Raw genomic sequence first — 18,826 nt, 5'->3', positions numbered from 1 at the left:
CATGGCCACCGACTACACACCCCAGGTGCAGGGCACCGGGGTAAAGGCCACAATCCAGAGACTCGGCGGATATCTCGCCGGCATGGTGATGCCCAACATCGGCGCGTTCATCGCCTGGGGTCTGATCACCGCGCTGTTCATCCCCACCGGATGGATCCCCAACGCGACCATGGCCGAACTGGTCGGGCCGATGATCACGATGCTGCTGCCGATCCTGATCGGCTACACCGGCGGCCGGCTCGTGCACGGTCAGCGCGGCGCGGTGGTCGGCGCGGTCGCCACGGTCGGCATCATCGTCGGCGCCGACGTACCGATGTTCCTCGGTGCGATGATCATCGGCCCGCTGACCGCGTACCTGCTGAAGCTCTTCGACGGCCTGGTCGAGGACAAGATCCCGGCCGGCTTCGAGATGTTGATCAACAACTTCTCCGCCGGCATCATCGGCGGTGGCATGGCACTGGTCGGTATCTGGGTGATCGGCCCGGTGGTGCAGGCCGTCACCGACGCCGCCGGCTCCGCGGTGGACTGGATGGTCGGTCACAGCCTGCTGCCGTTCGTGTCCATCCTGGTCGAGCCGGCCAAGGTGCTGTTTCTCAACAACGCGATCAACCACGGCGTGTTCGGTCCGCTGGGCGTCGCCGAAGCCGCCGAAGACGGCAAGTCCATCCTGTTCATGATTGAGTCGAACCCCGGGCCGGGCCTCGGCCTGCTGGTCGCCTTCCTGCTGTTCGGGCCCCGGCTGCTGCGCGCCAGCACCCCAGCGGCGATCATCATCCACTTCCTCGGCGGCATCCACGAGATCTACTTCCCGTACGTGCTGATGAAGCCGCGGCTGATCCTCGCCATGATCGCCGGCGGCGCGGCCGGTGTCTGGACCTTCATGGTCACCGGTGCCGGTCTGGTTGCCACCCCGTCTCCGGGCAGCATCTTCGCCTACCTGGCGGTCACCCCGCGAGGCGGCTGGTTCCCGGTCCTGCTCGGCGTGATCATCTCGGCGGCGGTCTCCTTCGCGGTCGCCTCGGTGCTGCTCGGCTTCGGCCGTGGCGAGGGCAAGGAACCGGTCGAGGAGAACACCGGTCCGCAGGCCGCCACCACGGACGCACCCGCCGCCGCGCACGCGTACCACGCCACCCCGACCGCCGGTACCCACCGGCCGACCGCCACGGAGGCATGACGATGGCCACCATCGACGCCCAGAGCATCCGCAAGGTCGTCGTCGCCTGCGACGCCGGCATGGGCAGCAGCGTCATGCTCGCCAGCCAGCTGCGCAAGCAGCTCAAGAAGCAGCAGGTGACCGTCGAGCACACCCCGGTCAACTCCATCCCGGCCGACGCCGACGTCGTCGTCTGCCACCAGGGGCTCGCCGACCGGGCCCGCGTCAGCGCGCCCGGCAAGGTGGTCGTCCCGGTGCAGATCTTCCTCGGCGACCCGGCCGTCGCCCGGCTGGTGGCCGTGGTGCAGCAGGGCGGCCAACTCGATGGCTGAACCACAAACGGACCCCGGCGCTCTGCTCGAGCGCCGGGCCGTCCGGTTGACCGAACAGGCCGACGATCGGGTCGCCGCCGTGCGCCGCTGCGGCGAGGTGCTGGTCGAGCTCGGTGCGGTCACCGAGGAGTACGTCGCCGCGATGCTGCAGCGCGAGCAGTCCATCTCCACCTACGTCGGGGAAGGTGTGGCGATCCCGCACGGCACCCTGTCCGGCAAGGAGGCGGTACGCCGCGACGCGCTCGCCGTGCTGCGCTTCCCAGACGGGGTGGACTGGGCCGGATCCCCGGTCAGCGTCTGCGTGGCGATCGCGGCGCGCGGCGACGGCCACGTGGAGCTGCTCGCCGCCCTCGCCCAGATCCTGCTCGACCCGGAACAGGCCCGCGAGCTGCGTGAGGCCACCGAGATCGACGACGTGCTCCGGCTGCTCGCGCCGGTAGGAGAGGAGAGCTCCACATGAAGGTCGTCCGGTTCCACTCCCCCGGCGACGTCCGGATCGAGGAGGCACTGCCGCCGCAGCCCGGCCCCGGCGACGTGTTGATCCGCGTCCGGGCCTGTTCGACCTGCGGCACCGATGTCAAGATCCGCAACTACGGTCACCACCACATCGCGCCGCCCCGGGTGATGGGCCACGAGATCGCCGGCGAGGTCGTCGAGGTCGGCGCCGAGGTCGCCGGATGGCAGGCCGACGACCGGGTCCAGGTGATCGCAGCCATCCCGTGCGGCACCTGCGGCGAATGCCGGCGCGGCCGGATGACGGTCTGCCCCAACCAGGAGTCAATGGGCTACCACTACGACGGTGGGTTCGCCGAGCACATGGTGGTCCCAGCCAAGGTGCTCGCCGTCAACGGGCTCAACCGCATCCCGGACGGGGTCAGCTACGCCGAGGCGTCGGTGGCCGAGCCGCTCGCCTGCGTACTCAACGGGCAGAACCTGGCCCGGGTCGGCCCGGGCGACGACGTCGTCATCATGGGCTCCGGCCCGATCGGCTGCTTGCACGTCCGGCTGGCCCGCTCGCGCGGTGCCGCCCGGGTCTTCCTGGTTGACGTCAACCGTGAGCGGCTCGACCTGGCCGCCGCGCTGGTGCATCCCGACGCCACCGTCTGCGGCGCCGAAACCGACGTGATCGACGAGATCAAGAAGTTGACCGACGGACGCGGCGCCGACGTGGTGATCACCGCGACCGCTGCCGGCGTCACTCAGGAACAGGCGCTGCAGATGACCGCCCGGCAGGGCCGGATCAGCTTCTTCGGCGGTCTACCCAAGGACAAACCGGTCATCGCCTGCGACTCCAACCTGGTGCACTACCGGGAGCTGACCATCGTCGGCGCCAACGGCTCCAGCCCGTCACACAACGCCGAGGCGCTCACTCTGATCGCCAGTGGCGCGGTCCCGGTCGCCGACCTGATCACCCACCGGCTGCCGCTGGATCAGGCCCTCGACGCCTTCGACGTGGTCGCCCGAGGCGAAGCCATCAAAGTCACCATCGAACCCTGACCCAGGAATCCATCGAGCCCTGACCCCCACCAGGGACAAAGGAGGCAGACATGCCTACCCGTACCGTCACCGTCGGCTCCGCCAGCGGCCTGCACGCCCGGCCCGCCGCGTTGTTCGTCGCCGCCGCCGCAACCGCACCGGTGCCGGTGATGATCAGCACCGCCGGTCGCCCGGCGGTGCCGGCCCGCAGCATGCTCTCGGTGCTTTCCCTCGGCGCGAAGCAGGGCACCGAGGTGACCCTGGAGGCCGACGGTGACGGCGCCGACGCCGCGCTCGACGAGCTGGTCGCGTTGCTCGCCCGCGACCTCGACGCCGAGCCCGGCGGTGACGGCGCCGGTGCCACGGCGGCCGGTCGTGGCTGAGCTGCACACCGGGCTCGGCGTCAGCACCGGGCTGGCCGCCGGCCCGGTGCACCGGGTGGCCGAGGCACCCCGGCTGCCCGCGCCGGTGCCGGTCGACGACCCGGCCGCCGAGGCGGACCGGGCGGTCGCTGCCCTGGTGGCGGTCGCCACCGAACTGGGCCGGCGGGCGGGCACCGCGACCGACCCGACGGCGGCGGAGATCCTGCGGGCGCAGGTGATGATGGCCGAGGACCCGGTGCTGCACGAGGCGGCACGAGCCCGCGTGGCCGCCGGTGCCGACGCGCCGCACGCCATCGACGCCGCGCTCGCCGAGCACCGGGCGGCGTTCGCGGCCGCCGGCGGGTACCTCGCCGAACGGGTCGCCGACCTGGACGACCTGCGCGACCGTGCGGTCGCGGTCTGCCTGGGCGAACCGATGCCCGGCGTGCCCGACCCGGGCGTGCCGTTCATCCTCAGCGCCCGGGACCTGGCCCCGGCCGACACCGCCGGGCTCGACCCGGCCCGGGTGCTCGCCCTGGTCACCGCAGCCGGCGGGCCGACCAGCCACACCACCATCGTGGCCCGGGCGCTCGGGTTGCCAGCGGTCGTGCGATGCCCGGGCATTCTCGACGTACCGGACGGCACCCTGGTCACTGTGGACGGCACAACCGGCGACGTCACCGCCGGAGTCGACGACGACACTGTCGCCGAGACCTGCCGGCGGGAACAGCACCGCCGGGCGGAACTGACGGCGACCAGCGGCCCGGGACGCACCGCCGACGGACATCCGGTGACCCTGCTGGCCAACGTCGGCTCCGCCGCCGACCTCGTCGACGATGTGGAAGGCGTCGGCCTGTTCCGCACCGAACTGCTCTACCTGGACCGCGCCGAGCCGCCCGGTCACGACGAGCAGGTCACCGCGTACGCGAAGGTGTTTACCGCCGCCGGTGACCGCAAGGTGGTGCTGCGGACCCTGGACGCCGGCGCGGACAAACCGTTGCCGTTCCTGCACACCGGCGAAGAGCCGAACCCGGCGCTCGGCGTACGCGGACTGCGGACCGCCCGGCGCCGCCCCGAGGTGCTGCGCACCCAGCTCGACGCGATCGCACAGGCCGCTGGGGCCACCGGCACCGAGGTGTGGGTGATGGCACCGATGGTGACCACGCCGGCGGAGGCGGCCCAGTTCGCCGAGCTGGCCCGCGCGGTCGGGCTACCCACGGTGGGCGTGATGGTGGAGGTGCCGGCGGCCGCGCTGCGGGCCGAGGCGCTGCTGCGGCACGTCGATTTCCTCAGCATCGGGACCAACGACCTGAGCCAGTACGCGTTCGCCGCCGACCGCCTCTGCGGCGACCTGGCCGATCTGCTCGACCCGTGGCAGCCGGTGCTGCAGGAGCTGATCGCCATCTGCGCGCAGGCCGGCGCGGCCGCCGGCAAACCGGTCGGGGTCTGCGGTGAGGCGGCCGCCGACCCGGCCCTGGCCGTGGTGTTGACCGGGCTCGGGGTGTCCAGCCTGTCGATGTCGGCCCGGTCGGTGCCGGCGGTGCGGGCCGCACTCGCCGCGCATACCCTGGCCGACTGTCAGCGGCTGGCCCGTGCCGCGCTGGCCGCGCCGGACGCAACGGCCGCCCGCGCGGCTGCCTCGGCCGGCCCGGCCGCCGGTTGACCCGGCCGCCGGCGACGGGATGGCTAGGCGCCGGCCAGTTCGTCAGCGGGTGCCGCACGGCACCGTAGATCCGGTGCCGTGCGGCACGTGCGGACGGCAGCGGCGCAGCCGGGCGGCGACAGCCAGCGCCGGTAGCCACGGATGGCGGCCTCGCCCGGTCCGGCACGGGTCCCCGGGCGGCGGTCGCCGTCAGCGCGCCGACGGTCAACAGGGTCGAGAACAGTCCCAGGTCGCAGCAGTCACAGCCATCGCAGCAGCCATCGGCACCTTCCCGGCGCTGCAGGGCCGCGGTGGACTGCCGACGCTGAACGAGTCGTTCAACGCGCCGGTGCTGCGTGAGGTGGCCCAGGCGGCGTACCCCAAGGTCGCCCGGCAGGTGAACCCCGCAACACCGTAGGATCAAGCAACGCTGGATTCTGGGGAACTCGTTCAACACCGAGACGTACAAGGAGATCTTCTCCCTGGCCAGCCGGCAGTTCCGGACGTGAGGTACACGGTGGTGATGCTGCACGAGGGCCCGCACGGGCTGGGCGACAACGTCAACCCGCTGTTCGCCGACCCGGTGCGCACCGAGCAGACCGACGGTCGACGGCAACACCCTGGTCCGGTACGACTACCCGCGGCGGACAACGTGCTGGCCCGTGACGTCGCCGGCACCCATTACCTGGAGACTTCCAACGTGGGCAACTCGTGCGGCGCGTTCCACCCGCTGTCGGGTCGGTCCCGGCCGGTCCGCCGTTGCCGTTCGTGCAGAGCAACGACTACTCGGTGTTCAGCGTCCTGGACACCGGCACCGGTGAGGTGACCAGCTACCGCTACGACGTGCGTACCCCGGATGTCACACCGGTCGTGCTGGGCCGGTTACCGCTCGGCGCCTGATCGGCGACGGTCCCGCCACCGGCGGGGCCGGTGGCGGGACCGCAGTCGGTTCAGTTGCCGGCCCACACGTAGGACCTGCCGGTGGTGGCGGCGTCGGTGGCCGTCGCGGCGGCGCGGACGAACAGTTGGTCGACCCGGGCCGCCTCGGCTGCACTCGGGTAGGCATTGCGGCAGGACACCGGCGCGCTGCTGCCGGACATCAGGTCGGAGCAGAGCCCGGTACGCCGGTCCGGCAGCCCGAGGATGTGTCCCCACTCGTGGGTGGCGATCCGGGTCCGGTCGTAGCCCTGATCCACTGCCTGGGTACCCATGTAGATCCGGCCGGCGCCCAGCCGGGTGACGTACGCCCGGGGCCAGCCGCTGTCGACGTAGATTACGACCGACGCCGGGCTGCCCGGCTGCAGCCGGACGTTGTCCACGCTGCTGTTCCAGATCTGCGCGGCCTGGGCGAAGTTGGTCGCGAACTGGCCGGCGCGGCTCGCGTCGTAGTAGATCGTGGTCACTGCGGCCGAGGCCGGCGCGGTGGCCACGACCTGGACACCGATCAGCGACAGGATGACGGTGACCGTCGCGAGGATCGCCCGGACGGTGCGTTGTCTCGGCATGGCATGGCTCCTTGGGAACGGGCCGCGATACCGGTCGGTATCGACTGGTATCGCTCACCGTAGGGCAACTTAATCGATGTACACCTATCCCATTTCGCTCATAGCGCGTCCCGCTGGCAGAGCCTCGCGGCGCACTCAGCAGGCCGGACCCAACGTGACGACTCGCACAGCACGGGCCCCCGCCAGCAGATGATGACTTGAAGAAGTCTTCAATTGCACACATGCCAGTGCCGCTCTACCAGAAGAAGGCCGAGTTTTTCCGGATGCTCGGCCACCCGGTGCGGATCCGGGTGCTCGAACTGCTCGGCGAGCGCCCCCGCCAGGTCCGCGAACTGCTCGCCGAGATCGACGTCGAGGCGTCGAACCTGTCCCAACAGCTCGCGGTGCTGCGCCGGGCCGGGATCGTGGTCTCCAGCCGGGACGGCTCCGCCGTCACCTACGCCCTGGCCGGGCCGGACGTCGCGGACCTGATGCGGGCGGCCCGGCGAATCCTCACCGAGATGCTGGTCGACCAGACCGAGTTGCTGGCCGAACTGCGGGACGTGTCGGCCCACGCCCCGTCGGGGCGCGGATGAGCACCGGGGCCGGGGCGCGCCGGCTGCTGCCGCAGACCGCAGACTGGCGGGCCGTCCGCCGGCAACCGGGCCGGGATCTGCTGGCCGGGCTCACCGTGGCGGTCGTGGCCCTGCCGCTCGCCCTCGGCTTCGGTGTCGCCTCCGGGTTGGGCGCCGCCGCCGGGCTGGTCACCGCCGTCGTCGCCGGTGCCCTCGCTGCGGTCTTCGGCGGATCGAACCTGCAGGTCTCCGGACCCACCGGCGCGATGACGGTGGTACTGGTGCCGATCGTGGCCCAGTTCGGGCCCGGCGGGGTACTCACCGTCGGGCTGCTGGCCGGGCTGATCCTGATCCTGCTGGCGCTGGTGCGGGCAGGTCAGGTCGCCCGGTACATGCCGGCCCCGGTGATCGAGGGCTTCACCGCCGGCATCGCCGGGGTGATCCTGCTGCAGCAGATCCCGACGGCGCTCGGCGTGCACGTCCAGGGCGAGCGGGTGCTTGCGCTGACCGGGCAGGCGGTGGCGGCGTTCGTCCGACAGCCGCAGTGGCCGTCGCTGCTGATCGCCACCGCCGTCGCCGCTGCGATGCTGGCCGGAGCACGGTGGCGGCCAACCGTGCCGTTCTCGCTGCTGGCTGTCGCCGCAGCGACCGTGACGACGGCGTTGTCCGGGTTGCCGGTGCCGACCATCGGCGTACTGCCGGCCAGCCTGCCGGCACCGTCGCTGGCCTTCCTGGACCTGGCGGCGGTGCCGGCGCTGGCGACCTCGGCGATCGCGGTCGCCGCCTTGGCCGCCTTGGAGAGCCTGCTCTCGGCCACGGTGGCGGACGGCATGTCGGTCGGTCAGCGACACGATCCCGACCGGGAGCTGTTCGGCCAGGGCGTGGCCAACCTGGTGACGCCGCTGTTCGGCGGGGTGCCGGCCACCGCGGCGATCGCCCGAACGGCGGTCAACGTCCGAGCAGGTGCCGGTTCCCGACTGGCCGCGCTGTCACACGCGCTGATCCTCGCGCTACTCATGGTCGTGGCGGCTCCGCTGGTCAGCCACATTCCACTGGCCGCGCTGGCCGGGGTGCTGATCGCCACCGCCATCCGGATGGTCGAGGTGAGCGCGCTGGCCGCGCTGGCCCGAGCCTCGCGTTCCGACGGGCTGGTAATGGCACTCACTGCAGCGACCACCGTACTGCTGGACCTGGTTACCGCGGTGCTGGTGGGTCTGGTCCTGGCTGGCGGGCTGGCGCTGCGCAGGATCGCCCAGGCGGTACGGCTGGACCGGGTGCCGCTGGACACCGGCGACCACCACGCCGAGGAGCAGGCGCTGCTGGCCGAGCACATCGTGGCGTACCGGCTGGACGGGCCGTTGTTCTTCGCCGCCGCGCACCGGTTCCTGCTGGAGCTTTCCGAGGTCGCCGACGTACGGGTAGTGATCCTGCGGATGTCGCGGGTGTCCACCATCGATGCCTCCGGCGCGTTGGTGCTGTGCGACGTGGTGGAGCGATTGGAGCGGCGCGGCATCGTCGTCTACCTCTCCGGGTTGCGACCCGGACATCACAAGGCGCTCACCGCGTTCGGACTGCTGCCCCGGCTGGACGGACTCGGCCGGGTCTTTCCCGACACACCGGAGGCGATCGCCGCAGCCCGAGCCGTCCTCGGCCAGTCGGACAGGACCCGGGACGACGGCGTCACCCCTTGAGGGCAGTGCGCCAGGCCCTCGATATGAAACTGCCGCTGGGCGATGACGAGGACAATCAGCACCGGGAACGCGGTCAGCGACGCCGCAGACAACGGCACGATCTACATCGGACCGCTCTACACGTGGACGAACTGGGTCAACGCCTGCGGCAGGGTGAACTTCTCCGGGGCGGACAGGAAGACGACCGGCTCCAGGTAGAGGTTCCAGCGGTGCAGGAAGGTAAAGATCGCCACCGCGCCCAACGCCGGGCGGGCCTACGGCAACGCGATCCGCCAGAAGGTGGCGAACCGGCCGAGCCCGTCGGCCCGGGCCGCCTCCTCCAACTCGGCACCGACCGCAGCCGGTGGTATCTGTGCTACGAAGCCGGCCAGCGGGACAGCACCCGGATCGCGGTGGCCCGGGCGATGTGACAGCCGTCCGGGTGGCGGCTGGCCGGTGGGGTGAGGGGCGCCCCCGTTCCGCGCCCCTCACCCCACCGGCGGCATCGAGGTCGGCCACTCCAGGTCGGCCACTCCAACGGGTTGGTCAGCCTCAGGTCGTGATCGTATACTGACTCGGCGTATGGTCGTCAACCGAAATTAACCACAGCGCCAACGTGGCTAATCTTAGCTGCAGTTCCCAATCAGATCTTAGCTGTAGTTCCCCAGATCTCAGCTGCACATCCGACGGAGGTAGCCGTGACGGGCGGCACCACCCCCCCTGCCGGATCGGGATCAAGCCTGGCCGACAAGCTCAACCTGCTCTTCGAGACGGTCCGGCCAGCCCGCCGCGCCCCGTACACCTCACGGGAGGTGGCCGACGCCATCCGGGACCGGGGCGGCTCCATCTCCGACGTGTACATCTGGCAGCTGCGCACCGGGCGGCGGACCAACCCGACCAAGGAGCATCTGGAGGCGCTCGCTGACTTCTTCGACGTGGACCCGGCGTACTTCTTCGACCGGCGCCGTTCCAGCGAGATCGAGCGGGACCTGCATTCGCTGCAGGCAATGCGCAACCTCAAGGTACGCGCGGTGGCGACCCGGCTGAGCGCGCTGCCCGAGGCACAACTCGACGCGGTCGGCGACATCCTCGACCGGGTGGTCCAGGCGCTGGAGAACCGTCACGCCGAGGGCGGACACGGCGCCGACGGACAGCAGAACCTGTGATCGTCATGCAGTGGCGACGGACGGACCAAGCTGAGGGAAGCACGGACATGAAGTCATCCCCGCTGCGCCGGACCTGCCGCGACCGGCTACGTCAGCTCGGGGAACAGGGCCTGCGGATGCCCCGGCCGTTCAACGCGCCACAACTGTGCCAGCGGGTCGGTGTGGTGCTCGGCCAGCGGATCACCCTGGTCGGCGTGCCGATGCCCGCCGGTGCGCCGTTCGGGCTGACCTTCTTCACCGACGCCGGTCACGTCGTCGCCTACGAGGAACGCACCAGCCGGGTGCACCGGGACCACATCATCGCCCACGAGATCGGCCACATCCTGCTCGGCCACCGCGCCCTTGCCCTCGACGACCAACAGGCCAGCCAGCTGCTGATGCCGGCGCTGCGCCCCACTCTGGTGCACCGGGTACTCGCCCGCACCGGGATGTACGGCCGGGGCGAGGAGCAGGAAGCCGAGATGATGGCGACCATCCTGCTGGAGGCCGCCGCCCGCGAGACCGACCTCGGATCGGCACCCGCCCGCGACGATGCCGGGCCGGTCACCGACGCCGCGCTGGAGGCCCGGCTGCGGCACGGGCTCGAACCACCGCCCCGGTGAGCGCCGATGGACATCCCGCTGTACGCGGTCTGCGCCGCCGCCGGCTGGCTCGCCTTCGGCTACAAACTGGGTGACCTGCGGCGGGACCGCGACAACCGGGTGCTGCGAGCGATGGTGTACGCCTTCTGTTCGTTCGCCGCCGGAGTGACCGTCGCCGTCCGCCCGGTCGCCGAGGCGGTGGACCGGATCACCGGGCTGCCTAACCTCGCCAAGCTGCTGGCGCACGCCGGAGTGATGGGGGTCGCGGCCAACTCCGAGATCCTGCTGCTGTTCCTGGCCCTGCCGCCAGCGGTCGCGGCCCACCGGGTCCGGCGTCGGGTGATCGCCTCGATGACCGCGTTCGGGCTGCTCACCGTACTCTGGGCGACCACGTTGGCCGGTGCCGCACCGGTCCGGTTGGTGGTCGAGGACGCCACTCATCCGGCGGTCGCCGGCTACCTGGTCGTCTACCTGATCGTCTCTGTCTGCTATGCCGCCGACCTGGCCCGGCTCTGCTGGCGCTTCTCCCTGGTCACGCCACGTCGGTGGCTCCGTCGTGGATTGCGGATCACCGCGTTCGGCGCGGCCGCCGCGCTGCTGTACTGCGCCACCAAGGCCGGCTACCTGGTCGCCTACCTGGTCGGCCGGGAACCGGCCGGCGAGCCGCAGATCGCGGCGGTCCTGGTGACCGTCGGTGCGCTCAGCATGCTGATCGGTCTCACCCTGCCGACCTGGGGTCCCACCATGGACACCGGGCAGGCCTGGTTGCGGCGGCACCGGTCGTGGCACCGGTTGGCACCACTGTGGCGGGCGGTCAGCGCGGCGCAACCGCACCTGGTCCTCGACGACCGGGCCCACCACCGGCGGGTGGCCCTGCGCGACATCGACTACGCGCTGCACCGTCGGATCACCGAGATCCGGGACAGCCGGCTGGCGCTGCGCCCGTACATCGACCGCCGGATCGCGCCGACGGCCGACCGGCTGGCCGCAGCCGCCGGCCTGACCGGCCCCGACCGTGCGGCGCTGGTCGAGGCGGCGATGATCGCCGCCGGAGCGCGGCGGGCCGCAACCGGCAGGCCGGTGCGGGAGCCGGACTTCTCCGAGCCGCACGATCCGCCGAACGGCTATCCTGGCGAAGTCGCCTGGTTGAGTCGGGTGACCGAATGGTTCAGCCGCTCCCCGCTGGTCGACCAGGTGCTGGCCGCCGTCGCGTCGTCGCCCGAGCCACGGTCCGCGCCACCACCGCCACACCGATCCTGAACGGGGCCTTCGTGCAGCCGCACCGCTACACCAACCTCCGACGTAACCGATACGCCAACCTGCGGCGGATCCGCACCCTCGATCCGCAACTCGACTACCTCGAGATCTATCAGACGATGGTGCGATACGAGTTTCCGTGGGACAGCAAACTCGGCCTGAACCTGGCGTTCAACCGGTCATTCTCGCTGCCCCGGGTCGCCGCCCTGCACGTGCGCACCGGGGAGCTGCTGCACCACACCCGCAAGCGGATCGACGACACCGGACTGCTGATGTACGAGATGATCCTGCACGGTCTCGACGCCCCGCGCGGTCGCGACGCGATCCGGCGGACCAATCAGATCCACCGCCACTACGACATCGCCGACGACGACTATCGCTACGTCCTCGGTTGTCTGGTGGTCGTCCCGATCCGCTGGCTGGAGCGGTACGGCTGGCGGCGGCCCTGCTGCCATGAACGGAACGCCACCTACCACTACTATCGCGAACTGGGTCGACGGATGGGCATCCGGGACATCCCGGGCTCCTTCCGCGAGTTCGACACCTGGTTCGACGACCACGACCGGACGCACCTGCGCTACAACGACGACGCCGCGTCAATCGAGCGGGCCACCCGGGCGCTGCTGCGCGGGAAAATCCCACGGTCACTCGCGCCGTTCGGTGACGCGTTGGTCGCCGCCATCTACGACGACCGACTGCGGGCCGCGACCGGGGTGGCCACGCCGAACCCGGCGGTACGCGCGGGTCTGCACGCCGGGCTGCTGCTACGCGCCGCGCTGCTGCGCTGGGCCGGCCGACCGCGGCGGACCCCGCTGTTCGCCGACGGTATCCGCACACCCACGTATCCGGACGGGTACGACATCACCCGGCTCGGCCCGGTCACGACGCAACCCGGCCACCACACCCAGGAATCGTCGTAGTCGAGCAGGCACACTGAGTCGATCACGTTCGGTGGATGTGGTCACAGTCCGGGTACGAGTCCGACCATCAGTGCGACGCACCCTTAACATCCCGTGCATGACGGTGCCATCCGAGAGCCTCGACCCGGCCGCTGGATTCCCACCGGCCACGCCGGACGACTGGCGACGGCTCGCGCTCGGCGTCCTGCGCAAGTCGGGCGCCGCAGGCCCGGACACCCCGGCCGGATCCGTGGACGAACTGCTGGCCACCACCACCTACGACGGCATCCGGGTCGCCCCGCTGCACACCCGGCCGGCGGCCCCACCGGACGTCGGGGTGCCCGGGACGGCACCGTACGTGCGCGGGGCCCAGGCCCGACGCGACGGCGGCGGCGCGGGCGGCACCGACCCGGCCGAGACGGTGGCCGGCTGGGACGTCCGGCAGCGGTACGCCGACCCGGATCCGAAGGCGGTCCGCGAGGCGGTGCTGACCGACCTCGCCAACGGTTGCACCTCAATCTGGATCGACCTGACCGCCGGTGGCCTGCACCCGTCCGACCTGCCGGAGGTGCTCGACGGGGTCCACCTCGAGCTGGCCCCAGTGGTGCTTGACGCCGGCGCGGTCAGCGTCGCCGCGGCCAAGGCGCTGCTCACGCTCGCCGACGACCGGGGCGTCGAACGCGGCGCTCTGGCCGGCTGTCTGGGCGCCGACCCGCTCGGCTGGCAGGCCCGCACCGGCCAGGCCGGTGACCTCGCGCAGCTCGGCGTCCTCGCCGGGTACGCCGCCCGGTCACCGGGCCTGCGCGCGGTCACTGTGGACGCCACCGCGTACCACGACGCGGGCGGTAGCGACGCCCAAGAGATCGGCTGTGCCCTGGCCACCGGGCTGGCCTATCTCCGGGCCCTCACCGACGCCGGGCTCGACCTGCCGGCCGCCTTCGGGCAGCTGGAGTTCCGCTTCGCCGCCACCACCGACCAGTTCGCCACCATCGCCAAGCTGCGCGCCGCCCGGCAGGCCTGGGCCCGCGTCGGGCAGCTCTGCGGCGTACCCGAGGCGGGTCGGCAGCGGCAGCACGCGGTCACCTCCGCAGCGATGATGACCGCCCGGGACCCGTGGGTGAACATGCTGCGCACCACAGTGGCCTGCTTCGCGGCCGGGGTCGGCGGGGCGGACGCGGTCACCGTCGCGCCGTTCGACGCCCGGCTGGGGCTGCCGGACGGCTTCGCCCGGCGGATCGCCCGCAACACCCAGTCGGTGCTGCTCGCCGAGACTCACCTCGGTCGGGTACTGGACCCGGCCGGCGGGTCCTGGTACGTCGAACAGATCACTTCGGATCTGGCGGCGACCGCCTGGGACTGGTTCACCGAGATCGAGCGGGTCGGCGGTGCCGCCGCCGCGCTGTCCGCCGGGCTGATCGCCGACCGGATCGACGCGACCTGGCAACGTCGGGCCGGCAATCTGGCGCACCGACGGGACCCGGTGACCGGGGTCAGCGAGTTCCCCAATCTGGACGAGCGGCTGCCCGCCCGTACCCCGGCGCCCGTAACGCCCGGCGGAGGCCTGCCGCGACGGTTCCACGCCGGGGGGTTCGAGGCTCGGCGGGACCGGGCCGACGCGTACCTGGCGGCCACCGGCGCCCGGCCGAGCGTCTTCCTGGCCACCCTGGGGCCACTCGCGGCGCACAGCGCCCGCGCCGGGTTCGCCGGCAACCTCTTCGCCGCCGGTGGGATCGCCACCACCCGGGGTGGCGACCCGGCCGACGACCCGGCGGCGATCGCCGCCGCCTTCGCCGCCGATCCGTCCACCGTGGCCTGCATCTGCGGCACCGACGCCAGCTACCCGGCAGCCGCAGCGCCGCTGGCCGCCGCGCTGACCGCCGCCGGGGCCCGGCGGGTCTGGCTGGCCGGCCGGCCAGCCGGCCACGACCACGTCGACGGCTACCTATACACCGGCTGCGACGCGATGGCCGTCCTCGACGCCACGTTCGACGACCTGGAGGTCCCCCGATGATCCCGGACTTCTCGCAGGCCACACTGCTGCCGCAGGACGGTCGGTGCGGCGACGGCGGGCCGGCCGCGGCGTCGGGTGCGCAGCCGCCCGGTCCGACCTGGCACACGCCGGAGGGGATCGAGGTCGCGCCGCTGTACACCGCGGCGGACACCGCCGACCTGACCTTCCTCGACACGGTGCCCGGCGTCCCGCCGTACCTGCGCGGACCGTACCCGACGATGTACACCACCCAGCCGTGGACGATTCGCCAGTACGCCGGGTTCTCCACCGCCGAGGAGTCCAACGCCTTCTACCGGCGCAACCTGGCCGCCGGGCAAAAGGGCCTGTCCATCGCCTTCGACCTGGCCACCCACCGGGGGTACGACTCCGACCACCCCCGGGTCGCCGGGGACGTGGGGATGGCCGGGGTCGCGGTGGACTCCATCTACGACATGCGGCAGCTGTTCGACGGCATCCCGCTGGACCGGATGAGCGTGTCGATGACCATGAACGGTGCGGTGCTGCCGGTCCTGGCGTTGTACATCGTCGCCGCCGAGGAGCAGGGCGTACCGCCGGAGAAACTCACCGGGACCATCCAGAACGACATCCTCAAGGAGTTCATGGTCCGCAACACCTACATCTACCCGCCGGGGCCGTCGATGCGGATCATCTCCGACATCTTCGCCTACACCTCGGCACGGATGCCCCGGTTCAACTCGATCTCCATCTCCGGCTACCACATCCAGGAGGCCGGGGCGACCGCCGATCTGGAGCTGGCGTACACCCTCGCCGACGGCGTCGAGTACCTGCGGGCCGGGCAGACCGCCGGGCTGGCAGTGGACACCTTCGCGCCCCGGCTGTCGTTCTTCTGGGCGATCGGGATGAACTTCTTCATGGAGGTCGCCAAGTTGCGGGCCGCCCGGCTGCTGTGGGCCCGGCTGGTCCGCGACTCCGGCGCCACCAACCCGAAGTCGTTGAGTCTGCGCACCCACTGCCAGACCTCCGGCTGGTCGCTGACCGCGCAGGACGTGTTCACCAACGTGGTCCGCACCTGCGTCGAGGCGATGGCGGCCACCCAGGGGCACACCCAGTCGCTGCACACCAACGCGTTGGACGAGGCACTGGCCCTGCCCACCGATTTCTCCGCGAGGATCGCCCGCAACACCCAGTTGCTGCTGGCCCAGGAGTCCGGGACCAACCGGGTGATCGACCCGTGGGGCGGCAGCTACTACCTGGAGCGGCTCACCCACGACCTGGCGCACCGGGCGTGGCAGCACATCCAGGAGGTGGAGGCCGCCGGTGGCATGGCACGGGCAATCGACGAAGGGCTGCCCAAGCTGCGGATCGAGGAGGCCGCCGCCCGCGCCCAGGCCCGAATCGACTCCGGTCGCCAGCCGGTGATCGGCGTCAACCGGTTCCGGCCGGACGTCGACGAGCCGATCGAGGTGCTCAAGGTCGACAACACCGCGGTACGGGCCGCGCAGCTGGACAAGCTGCGGCGGCTGCGCGCCGAGCGGGACGGGCCGGCGTGCGACGCGGCGCTGGCGGCGCTGACCCGCGCCGCCGACGCCGGACCCGACGCCGGCGGTGACGGGCTGTCCGGCAACCTGCTCGCGTTGGCGGTCGACGCCGCGCGGGCCGGTGCCACCGTCGGGGAGATCTCCACGGCGCTGGAGCAGGTGTACGGCCGGCACGCCGCGCAGATCCGTACCATCAGCGGGGTGTACCGACAGGAGGCGGGCGCGGTGGCCGGGATCGACCGTGCCCGGGCCGCAACCGACGCGTTCGCCGTCGCCGAGGGACGCCGGCCCCGGATCCTGGTCGCGAAGATGGGCCAGGACGGGCACGACCGGGGGCAGAAGGTGGTCGCCACCGCCTTCGCCGACCTGGGCTTCGACGTCGACGTGGGTCCGCTGTTCCAGACCCCGGCCGAGGTCGCCCGGCAGGCCGTCGAGGCCGACGTGCACCTGGTCGGCGTCAACTCCCTCGCCGCCGGTCACCTGACCCTGGTGCCGGCGCTGCGCGATGAACTGGCTGCCCTCGACCGGGACGACATCATGGTGATCGTCGGCGGGGTGGTGCCGCCGCAGGACTTCGACGCGCTGCGCGCCGCCGGTGCGGCGGCGATTTTCCCACCCGGCACGGTGCTGGCCGACGCCGCGGTGGACCTGCTCGCCGAGCTGTCCCATCGGCTGGGGCACGACACCGCCGAGGCCGGATGACCGGCGTACGGCGCGGGCTGCCCCCGGTGGCCGACTATGTCGCCGGGGTACGGGCGGCGGCACCCGCATGGCTGGCCCGGGCGATCACCCTGGTCGAGTCGACCCGGCCCGACCACCGGACGCACGCCCAGCATTTGCTGGTCGCGCTGACACCGTACGCCGGGCTGGCCCGGCGGGTCGGGGTGACCGGCGTCCCCGGGGTCGGCAAGTCCACCTTCATCGACGCGCTCGGGTCCCGGCTGACCGGCGACGGGCACCGGGTCGCGGTGCTGGCCGTCGACCCGTCGTCGGCCCGCAGCGGCGGCAGCATCCTCGGTGACAAGACCCGGATGGCTCGGCTGGCCGCCGACCCGGCCGCGTTCGTCCGCCCCTCGCCGACCGCCGGCACGCTCGGCGGGGTGGCCCGCGCCACCCGGGAAGCGATGGTGGTGGTGGAGGCCGCTGGCTACGACGTGGTGCTGGTGGAGACCGTCGGGGTGGGACAGTCCGAGACCACCGTTGCCGAGATGGTCGACACGTTCCTGCTGCTTACCCTGGCCCGCACCGGTGACCAGTTGCAGGGCATCAAGAAGGGTGTGCTGGAGCTCGCCGACGTCGTGGTGGTCAACAAGGCCGACGGCGCGCACGCGGCGGAGGCCCGTTCCGCCGCACGTGAGCTGGCCGGGGCGTTACGGATGCTACGCGGCGGGCACGACGACTGGGCCGTCCCGGTGCTCACCGCCAGCGGCCGGGACGGGACCGGGCTGGCCGAGGTGTGGCAGCAGGTGACCGCCCACCAGGACCGGCGGCGGGCCAGCGGTGAGCTGGACCGGCACCGCCGGCAGCAGCAGCTGCGCTGGGTCTGGGCGATGGTGCGCGACGGGTTGCTGGACCAGTTGCGCGGGCATCCGGCGGTGGTCGCGCTGACCCCGCAGACCGAGAAACGGGTGCTCGCCGGGGAAATCACCCCCGCGCAGGCTGCGGCGCAGTTGCTGGCGGCGTTCACCGGCCCGGCCGACGGCGGCACCGACCGGTCGAGCGGCCAAGGCTGACCGGCAGCTGACCAGCCCGGGCGACCGGACGCTGATCAGCCCGGCTGCGGGCCGGGCAGGATCCGGCGCAGCTGGCCGGGCACCGCCAGGCGGCGACGCCACTCCCGGGGGTAGCCGACCGACACCTCCTCGAAGCGCACGCCGTCGTAGACGGTGGTGCGCGGGATGTGCAGGTGGCCGTAGACCATCACCGCCGCCCGGTACCGCAGGTGCCAGTCGGCGGTCCGGTCGGTGCCGCACCACATGGCGAACTCCGGGTAGCGCAGCACGTCCATCGGTGTCCGGACCAGCGGGTAGTGGTTGATCAGGACGGTGGGCAGTTGCGGTCCCAACTCGGCGAGACGCTCTTCGGTCTCCGCCAGCCGTCGCCAGCACCACTGCTCCCGGGTCGGGAACGGGTCCGGATGCAGCATCGCCTCGTCGGTGCAGACGATGCCGGTGCGGTGTGCGTACGCGAGCCCTTCCGCCTTGGTGCTGGTGCCCGGCGGCAGGAAGCTGTAGTCGTACAGGGTGAACAACGGTGCCACCGCCGCCGGTCCGCCGGCACCTGACCAGATCAGGTACGGGTCCTCCGGGGTCCGCACGTCGAGCGACCGGCAGAGGTCGACCAGGTGCGTGTAGCGCTCCACGCCGCGCAGCTGTACCGGGTCGTGCGCGGTGGTCCACAGTTCGTGGTTGCCCGGCGACCAGATCACCTCGGCGAACCGCTCGCGCAGCGTGGCCAGCGCCCACCGCACGTCGGCGATCGTCTCGGCGACGTCGCCGGCGACGATCAGCCAGTCCTGCGGCGCCGGCGCCGCCAGGTCGGCGACGATCTGGCGGTTCTCCGGGTACGCGATGTGCAGATCGCTGATCGCCCACAGCGCCGGGGCCGTCCCCGTGGCCTCCCCGTCGCCGCCGGTCTGCCGTACCGTCACCGTGGCCGCCCTCCCGTCCGCGTTCCGTGTCCGGTCCACCGGTGTCGATCATCCGGTACGCGGCCGCCG

At 72.0% G+C, this 18,826-nt stretch carries 18 protein-coding genes; 16 read left to right on the top strand and 2 right to left on the bottom strand.

Features of this window, described 5'->3' with window-relative positions; translation table 11 throughout:
- The first annotated feature begins 1 nt into the window (after position 1).
- From mtlA to ACFHW1_RS22840, 7 genes are all read left to right on the top strand, one after another.
- The gene (gene mtlA / locus ACFHW1_RS22870; protein ID WP_416556386.1) at positions 2 to 1,174 is read left to right on the top strand and encodes a mannitol-specific PTS transporter subunit IIC; all 1,173 of its coding nucleotides are present in this window, start codon (positions 2 to 4) and stop codon (positions 1,172 to 1,174) included.
- 2 nt (positions 1,175 to 1,176) lie between these two features.
- On the top strand, positions 1,177 to 1,485 hold the full coding sequence (locus tag ACFHW1_RS22865) for a PTS lactose transporter subunit IIB (protein WP_282230893.1): 309 nt from the start codon (positions 1,177 to 1,179) through the stop codon (positions 1,483 to 1,485).
- The gene (locus tag ACFHW1_RS22860; RefSeq protein WP_416556387.1) at positions 1,478 to 1,945 is read left to right on the top strand and encodes a PTS sugar transporter subunit IIA; all 468 of its coding nucleotides are present in this window, start codon (positions 1,478 to 1,480) and stop codon (positions 1,943 to 1,945) included. The genes ACFHW1_RS22865 and ACFHW1_RS22860 overlap by 8 nt, the downstream gene beginning before the upstream one ends.
- A complete protein-coding gene (locus ACFHW1_RS22855) occupies positions 1,942 to 2,982 on the top strand; it encodes a zinc-dependent dehydrogenase (protein ID WP_416616043.1) in 1,041 nt (346 codons plus the stop codon). The genes ACFHW1_RS22860 and ACFHW1_RS22855 overlap by 4 nt, the downstream gene beginning before the upstream one ends.
- A gap of 50 nt (positions 2,983 to 3,032) precedes the next feature.
- On the top strand, positions 3,033 to 3,344 hold the full coding sequence (locus ACFHW1_RS22850; RefSeq protein ID WP_416556389.1) for an HPr family phosphocarrier protein: 312 nt from the start codon (positions 3,033 to 3,035) through the stop codon (positions 3,342 to 3,344).
- Entirely contained in the window at positions 3,337 to 4,986 is a 1,650-nt protein-coding gene (gene ptsP, locus ACFHW1_RS22845; RefSeq protein ID WP_416616041.1) for a phosphoenolpyruvate--protein phosphotransferase, read from the top strand. Before ACFHW1_RS22850 ends, ptsP begins: the two co-directional genes overlap by 8 nt.
- Before the next feature lie 690 nt (positions 4,987 to 5,676).
- The gene (locus ACFHW1_RS22840; RefSeq protein ID WP_416556391.1) at positions 5,677 to 5,865 is read left to right on the top strand and encodes a hypothetical protein; all 189 of its coding nucleotides are present in this window, start codon (positions 5,677 to 5,679) and stop codon (positions 5,863 to 5,865) included.
- Positions 5,866 to 5,915: 50 nt separating this feature from the next.
- Here ACFHW1_RS22840 and ACFHW1_RS22835 read toward each other — a convergent pair whose 3' ends face one another.
- The gene (locus tag ACFHW1_RS22835; RefSeq protein WP_416556392.1) at positions 5,916 to 6,470 is read right to left on the bottom strand and encodes a snapalysin family zinc-dependent metalloprotease; all 555 of its coding nucleotides are present in this window, start codon (positions 6,468 to 6,470) and stop codon (positions 5,916 to 5,918) included.
- Between the two features lie 221 nt (positions 6,471 to 6,691).
- Between ACFHW1_RS22835 and ACFHW1_RS22830 the strand changes: the two genes are divergently transcribed.
- The 9 genes from ACFHW1_RS22830 to meaB all read left to right on the top strand — a co-directional run bounded on the left by ACFHW1_RS22830 (position 6,692) and on the right by meaB (position 17,840).
- Positions 6,692 to 7,045 (top strand): ArsR/SmtB family transcription factor, encoded by a 354-nt coding sequence (locus tag ACFHW1_RS22830; protein ID WP_416556393.1) that lies wholly within the window; start codon positions 6,692 to 6,694, stop codon positions 7,043 to 7,045.
- On the top strand, positions 7,042 to 8,715 hold the full coding sequence (locus ACFHW1_RS22825) for a SulP family inorganic anion transporter (RefSeq protein ID WP_416556394.1): 1,674 nt from the start codon (positions 7,042 to 7,044) through the stop codon (positions 8,713 to 8,715). Before ACFHW1_RS22830 ends, ACFHW1_RS22825 begins: the two co-directional genes overlap by 4 nt.
- Before the next feature lie 677 nt (positions 8,716 to 9,392).
- On the top strand, positions 9,393 to 9,860 hold the full coding sequence (locus ACFHW1_RS22820; protein ID WP_416556395.1) for a helix-turn-helix domain-containing protein: 468 nt from the start codon (positions 9,393 to 9,395) through the stop codon (positions 9,858 to 9,860).
- Positions 9,861 to 9,907: 47 nt separating this feature from the next.
- Positions 9,908 to 10,462 (top strand): hypothetical protein, encoded by a 555-nt coding sequence (locus ACFHW1_RS22815; RefSeq protein WP_416616040.1) that lies wholly within the window; start codon positions 9,908 to 9,910, stop codon positions 10,460 to 10,462.
- A gap of 6 nt (positions 10,463 to 10,468) precedes the next feature.
- A complete protein-coding gene (locus ACFHW1_RS22810) occupies positions 10,469 to 11,701 on the top strand; it encodes an MAB_1171c family putative transporter (protein WP_416556397.1) in 1,233 nt (410 codons plus the stop codon).
- Entirely contained in the window at positions 11,605 to 12,618 is a 1,014-nt protein-coding gene (locus ACFHW1_RS22805) for an oxygenase MpaB family protein (RefSeq protein WP_416616039.1), read from the top strand. Before ACFHW1_RS22810 ends, ACFHW1_RS22805 begins: the two co-directional genes overlap by 97 nt.
- Before the next feature lie 97 nt (positions 12,619 to 12,715).
- A complete protein-coding gene (locus ACFHW1_RS22800; RefSeq protein WP_416616038.1) occupies positions 12,716 to 14,608 on the top strand; it encodes a methylmalonyl-CoA mutase subunit beta in 1,893 nt (630 codons plus the stop codon).
- Positions 14,605 to 16,809 carry a methylmalonyl-CoA mutase gene (gene scpA / locus ACFHW1_RS22795; RefSeq protein WP_416556400.1) on the top strand — a complete coding sequence of 735 codons (2,205 nt, stop codon included), beginning with the start codon at positions 14,605 to 14,607 and terminating at the stop codon, positions 16,807 to 16,809. Before ACFHW1_RS22800 ends, scpA begins: the two co-directional genes overlap by 4 nt.
- The gene (gene meaB, locus ACFHW1_RS22790; RefSeq protein WP_416556401.1) at positions 16,806 to 17,840 is read left to right on the top strand and encodes a methylmalonyl Co-A mutase-associated GTPase MeaB; all 1,035 of its coding nucleotides are present in this window, start codon (positions 16,806 to 16,808) and stop codon (positions 17,838 to 17,840) included. The genes scpA and meaB overlap by 4 nt, the downstream gene beginning before the upstream one ends.
- A gap of 35 nt (positions 17,841 to 17,875) precedes the next feature.
- On the opposite strand, the gene ACFHW1_RS22785 is transcribed toward meaB, so the two are convergent.
- Complete coding sequence (locus ACFHW1_RS22785) at positions 17,876 to 18,757, bottom strand: metallophosphoesterase family protein (protein ID WP_416556432.1); 882 nt, start codon at positions 18,755 to 18,757, stop codon at positions 17,876 to 17,878.
- Between the last annotated feature and the right edge of the window lie 69 nt (positions 18,758 to 18,826).

The organism is Micromonospora sp. LOL_014 (assembly GCF_048060245.1).
In the GTDB taxonomy this organism is placed as follows: Bacteria; Actinomycetota; Actinomycetes; order Mycobacteriales; family Micromonosporaceae; genus Micromonospora_E.
This window is presented reverse-complemented; position numbering and strand designations above follow the sequence as displayed.

Coding starts and splice junctions, on each gene's coding strand:
- mtlA (WP_416556386.1), top strand. CDS start 2: ATGGCCACCGACTACACACCCCAGGTGCAGGGCACCGGGGTAAAGGCC.
- ACFHW1_RS22865 (WP_282230893.1), top strand. CDS start 1,177: ATGGCCACCATCGACGCCCAGAGCATCCGCAAGGTCGTCGTCGCCTGC.
- ACFHW1_RS22860 (WP_416556387.1), top strand. CDS start 1,478: ATGGCTGAACCACAAACGGACCCCGGCGCTCTGCTCGAGCGCCGGGCC.
- ACFHW1_RS22855 (WP_416616043.1), top strand. CDS start 1,942: ATGAAGGTCGTCCGGTTCCACTCCCCCGGCGACGTCCGGATCGAGGAG.
- ACFHW1_RS22850 (WP_416556389.1), top strand. CDS start 3,033: ATGCCTACCCGTACCGTCACCGTCGGCTCCGCCAGCGGCCTGCACGCC.
- ACFHW1_RS22835 (WP_416556392.1), bottom strand. CDS start 6,470: ATGCCGAGACAACGCACCGTCCGGGCGATCCTCGCGACGGTCACCGTC.
- ACFHW1_RS22830 (WP_416556393.1), top strand. CDS start 6,692: ATGCCAGTGCCGCTCTACCAGAAGAAGGCCGAGTTTTTCCGGATGCTC.
- ACFHW1_RS22825 (WP_416556394.1), top strand. CDS start 7,042: ATGAGCACCGGGGCCGGGGCGCGCCGGCTGCTGCCGCAGACCGCAGAC.
- ACFHW1_RS22815 (WP_416616040.1), top strand. CDS start 9,908: ATGAAGTCATCCCCGCTGCGCCGGACCTGCCGCGACCGGCTACGTCAG.
- ACFHW1_RS22810 (WP_416556397.1), top strand. CDS start 10,469: ATGGACATCCCGCTGTACGCGGTCTGCGCCGCCGCCGGCTGGCTCGCC.
- ACFHW1_RS22805 (WP_416616039.1), top strand. CDS start 11,605: ATGGTTCAGCCGCTCCCCGCTGGTCGACCAGGTGCTGGCCGCCGTCGC.
- ACFHW1_RS22800 (WP_416616038.1), top strand. CDS start 12,716: ATGACGGTGCCATCCGAGAGCCTCGACCCGGCCGCTGGATTCCCACCG.
- scpA (WP_416556400.1), top strand. CDS start 14,605: ATGATCCCGGACTTCTCGCAGGCCACACTGCTGCCGCAGGACGGTCGG.
- meaB (WP_416556401.1), top strand. CDS start 16,806: ATGACCGGCGTACGGCGCGGGCTGCCCCCGGTGGCCGACTATGTCGCC.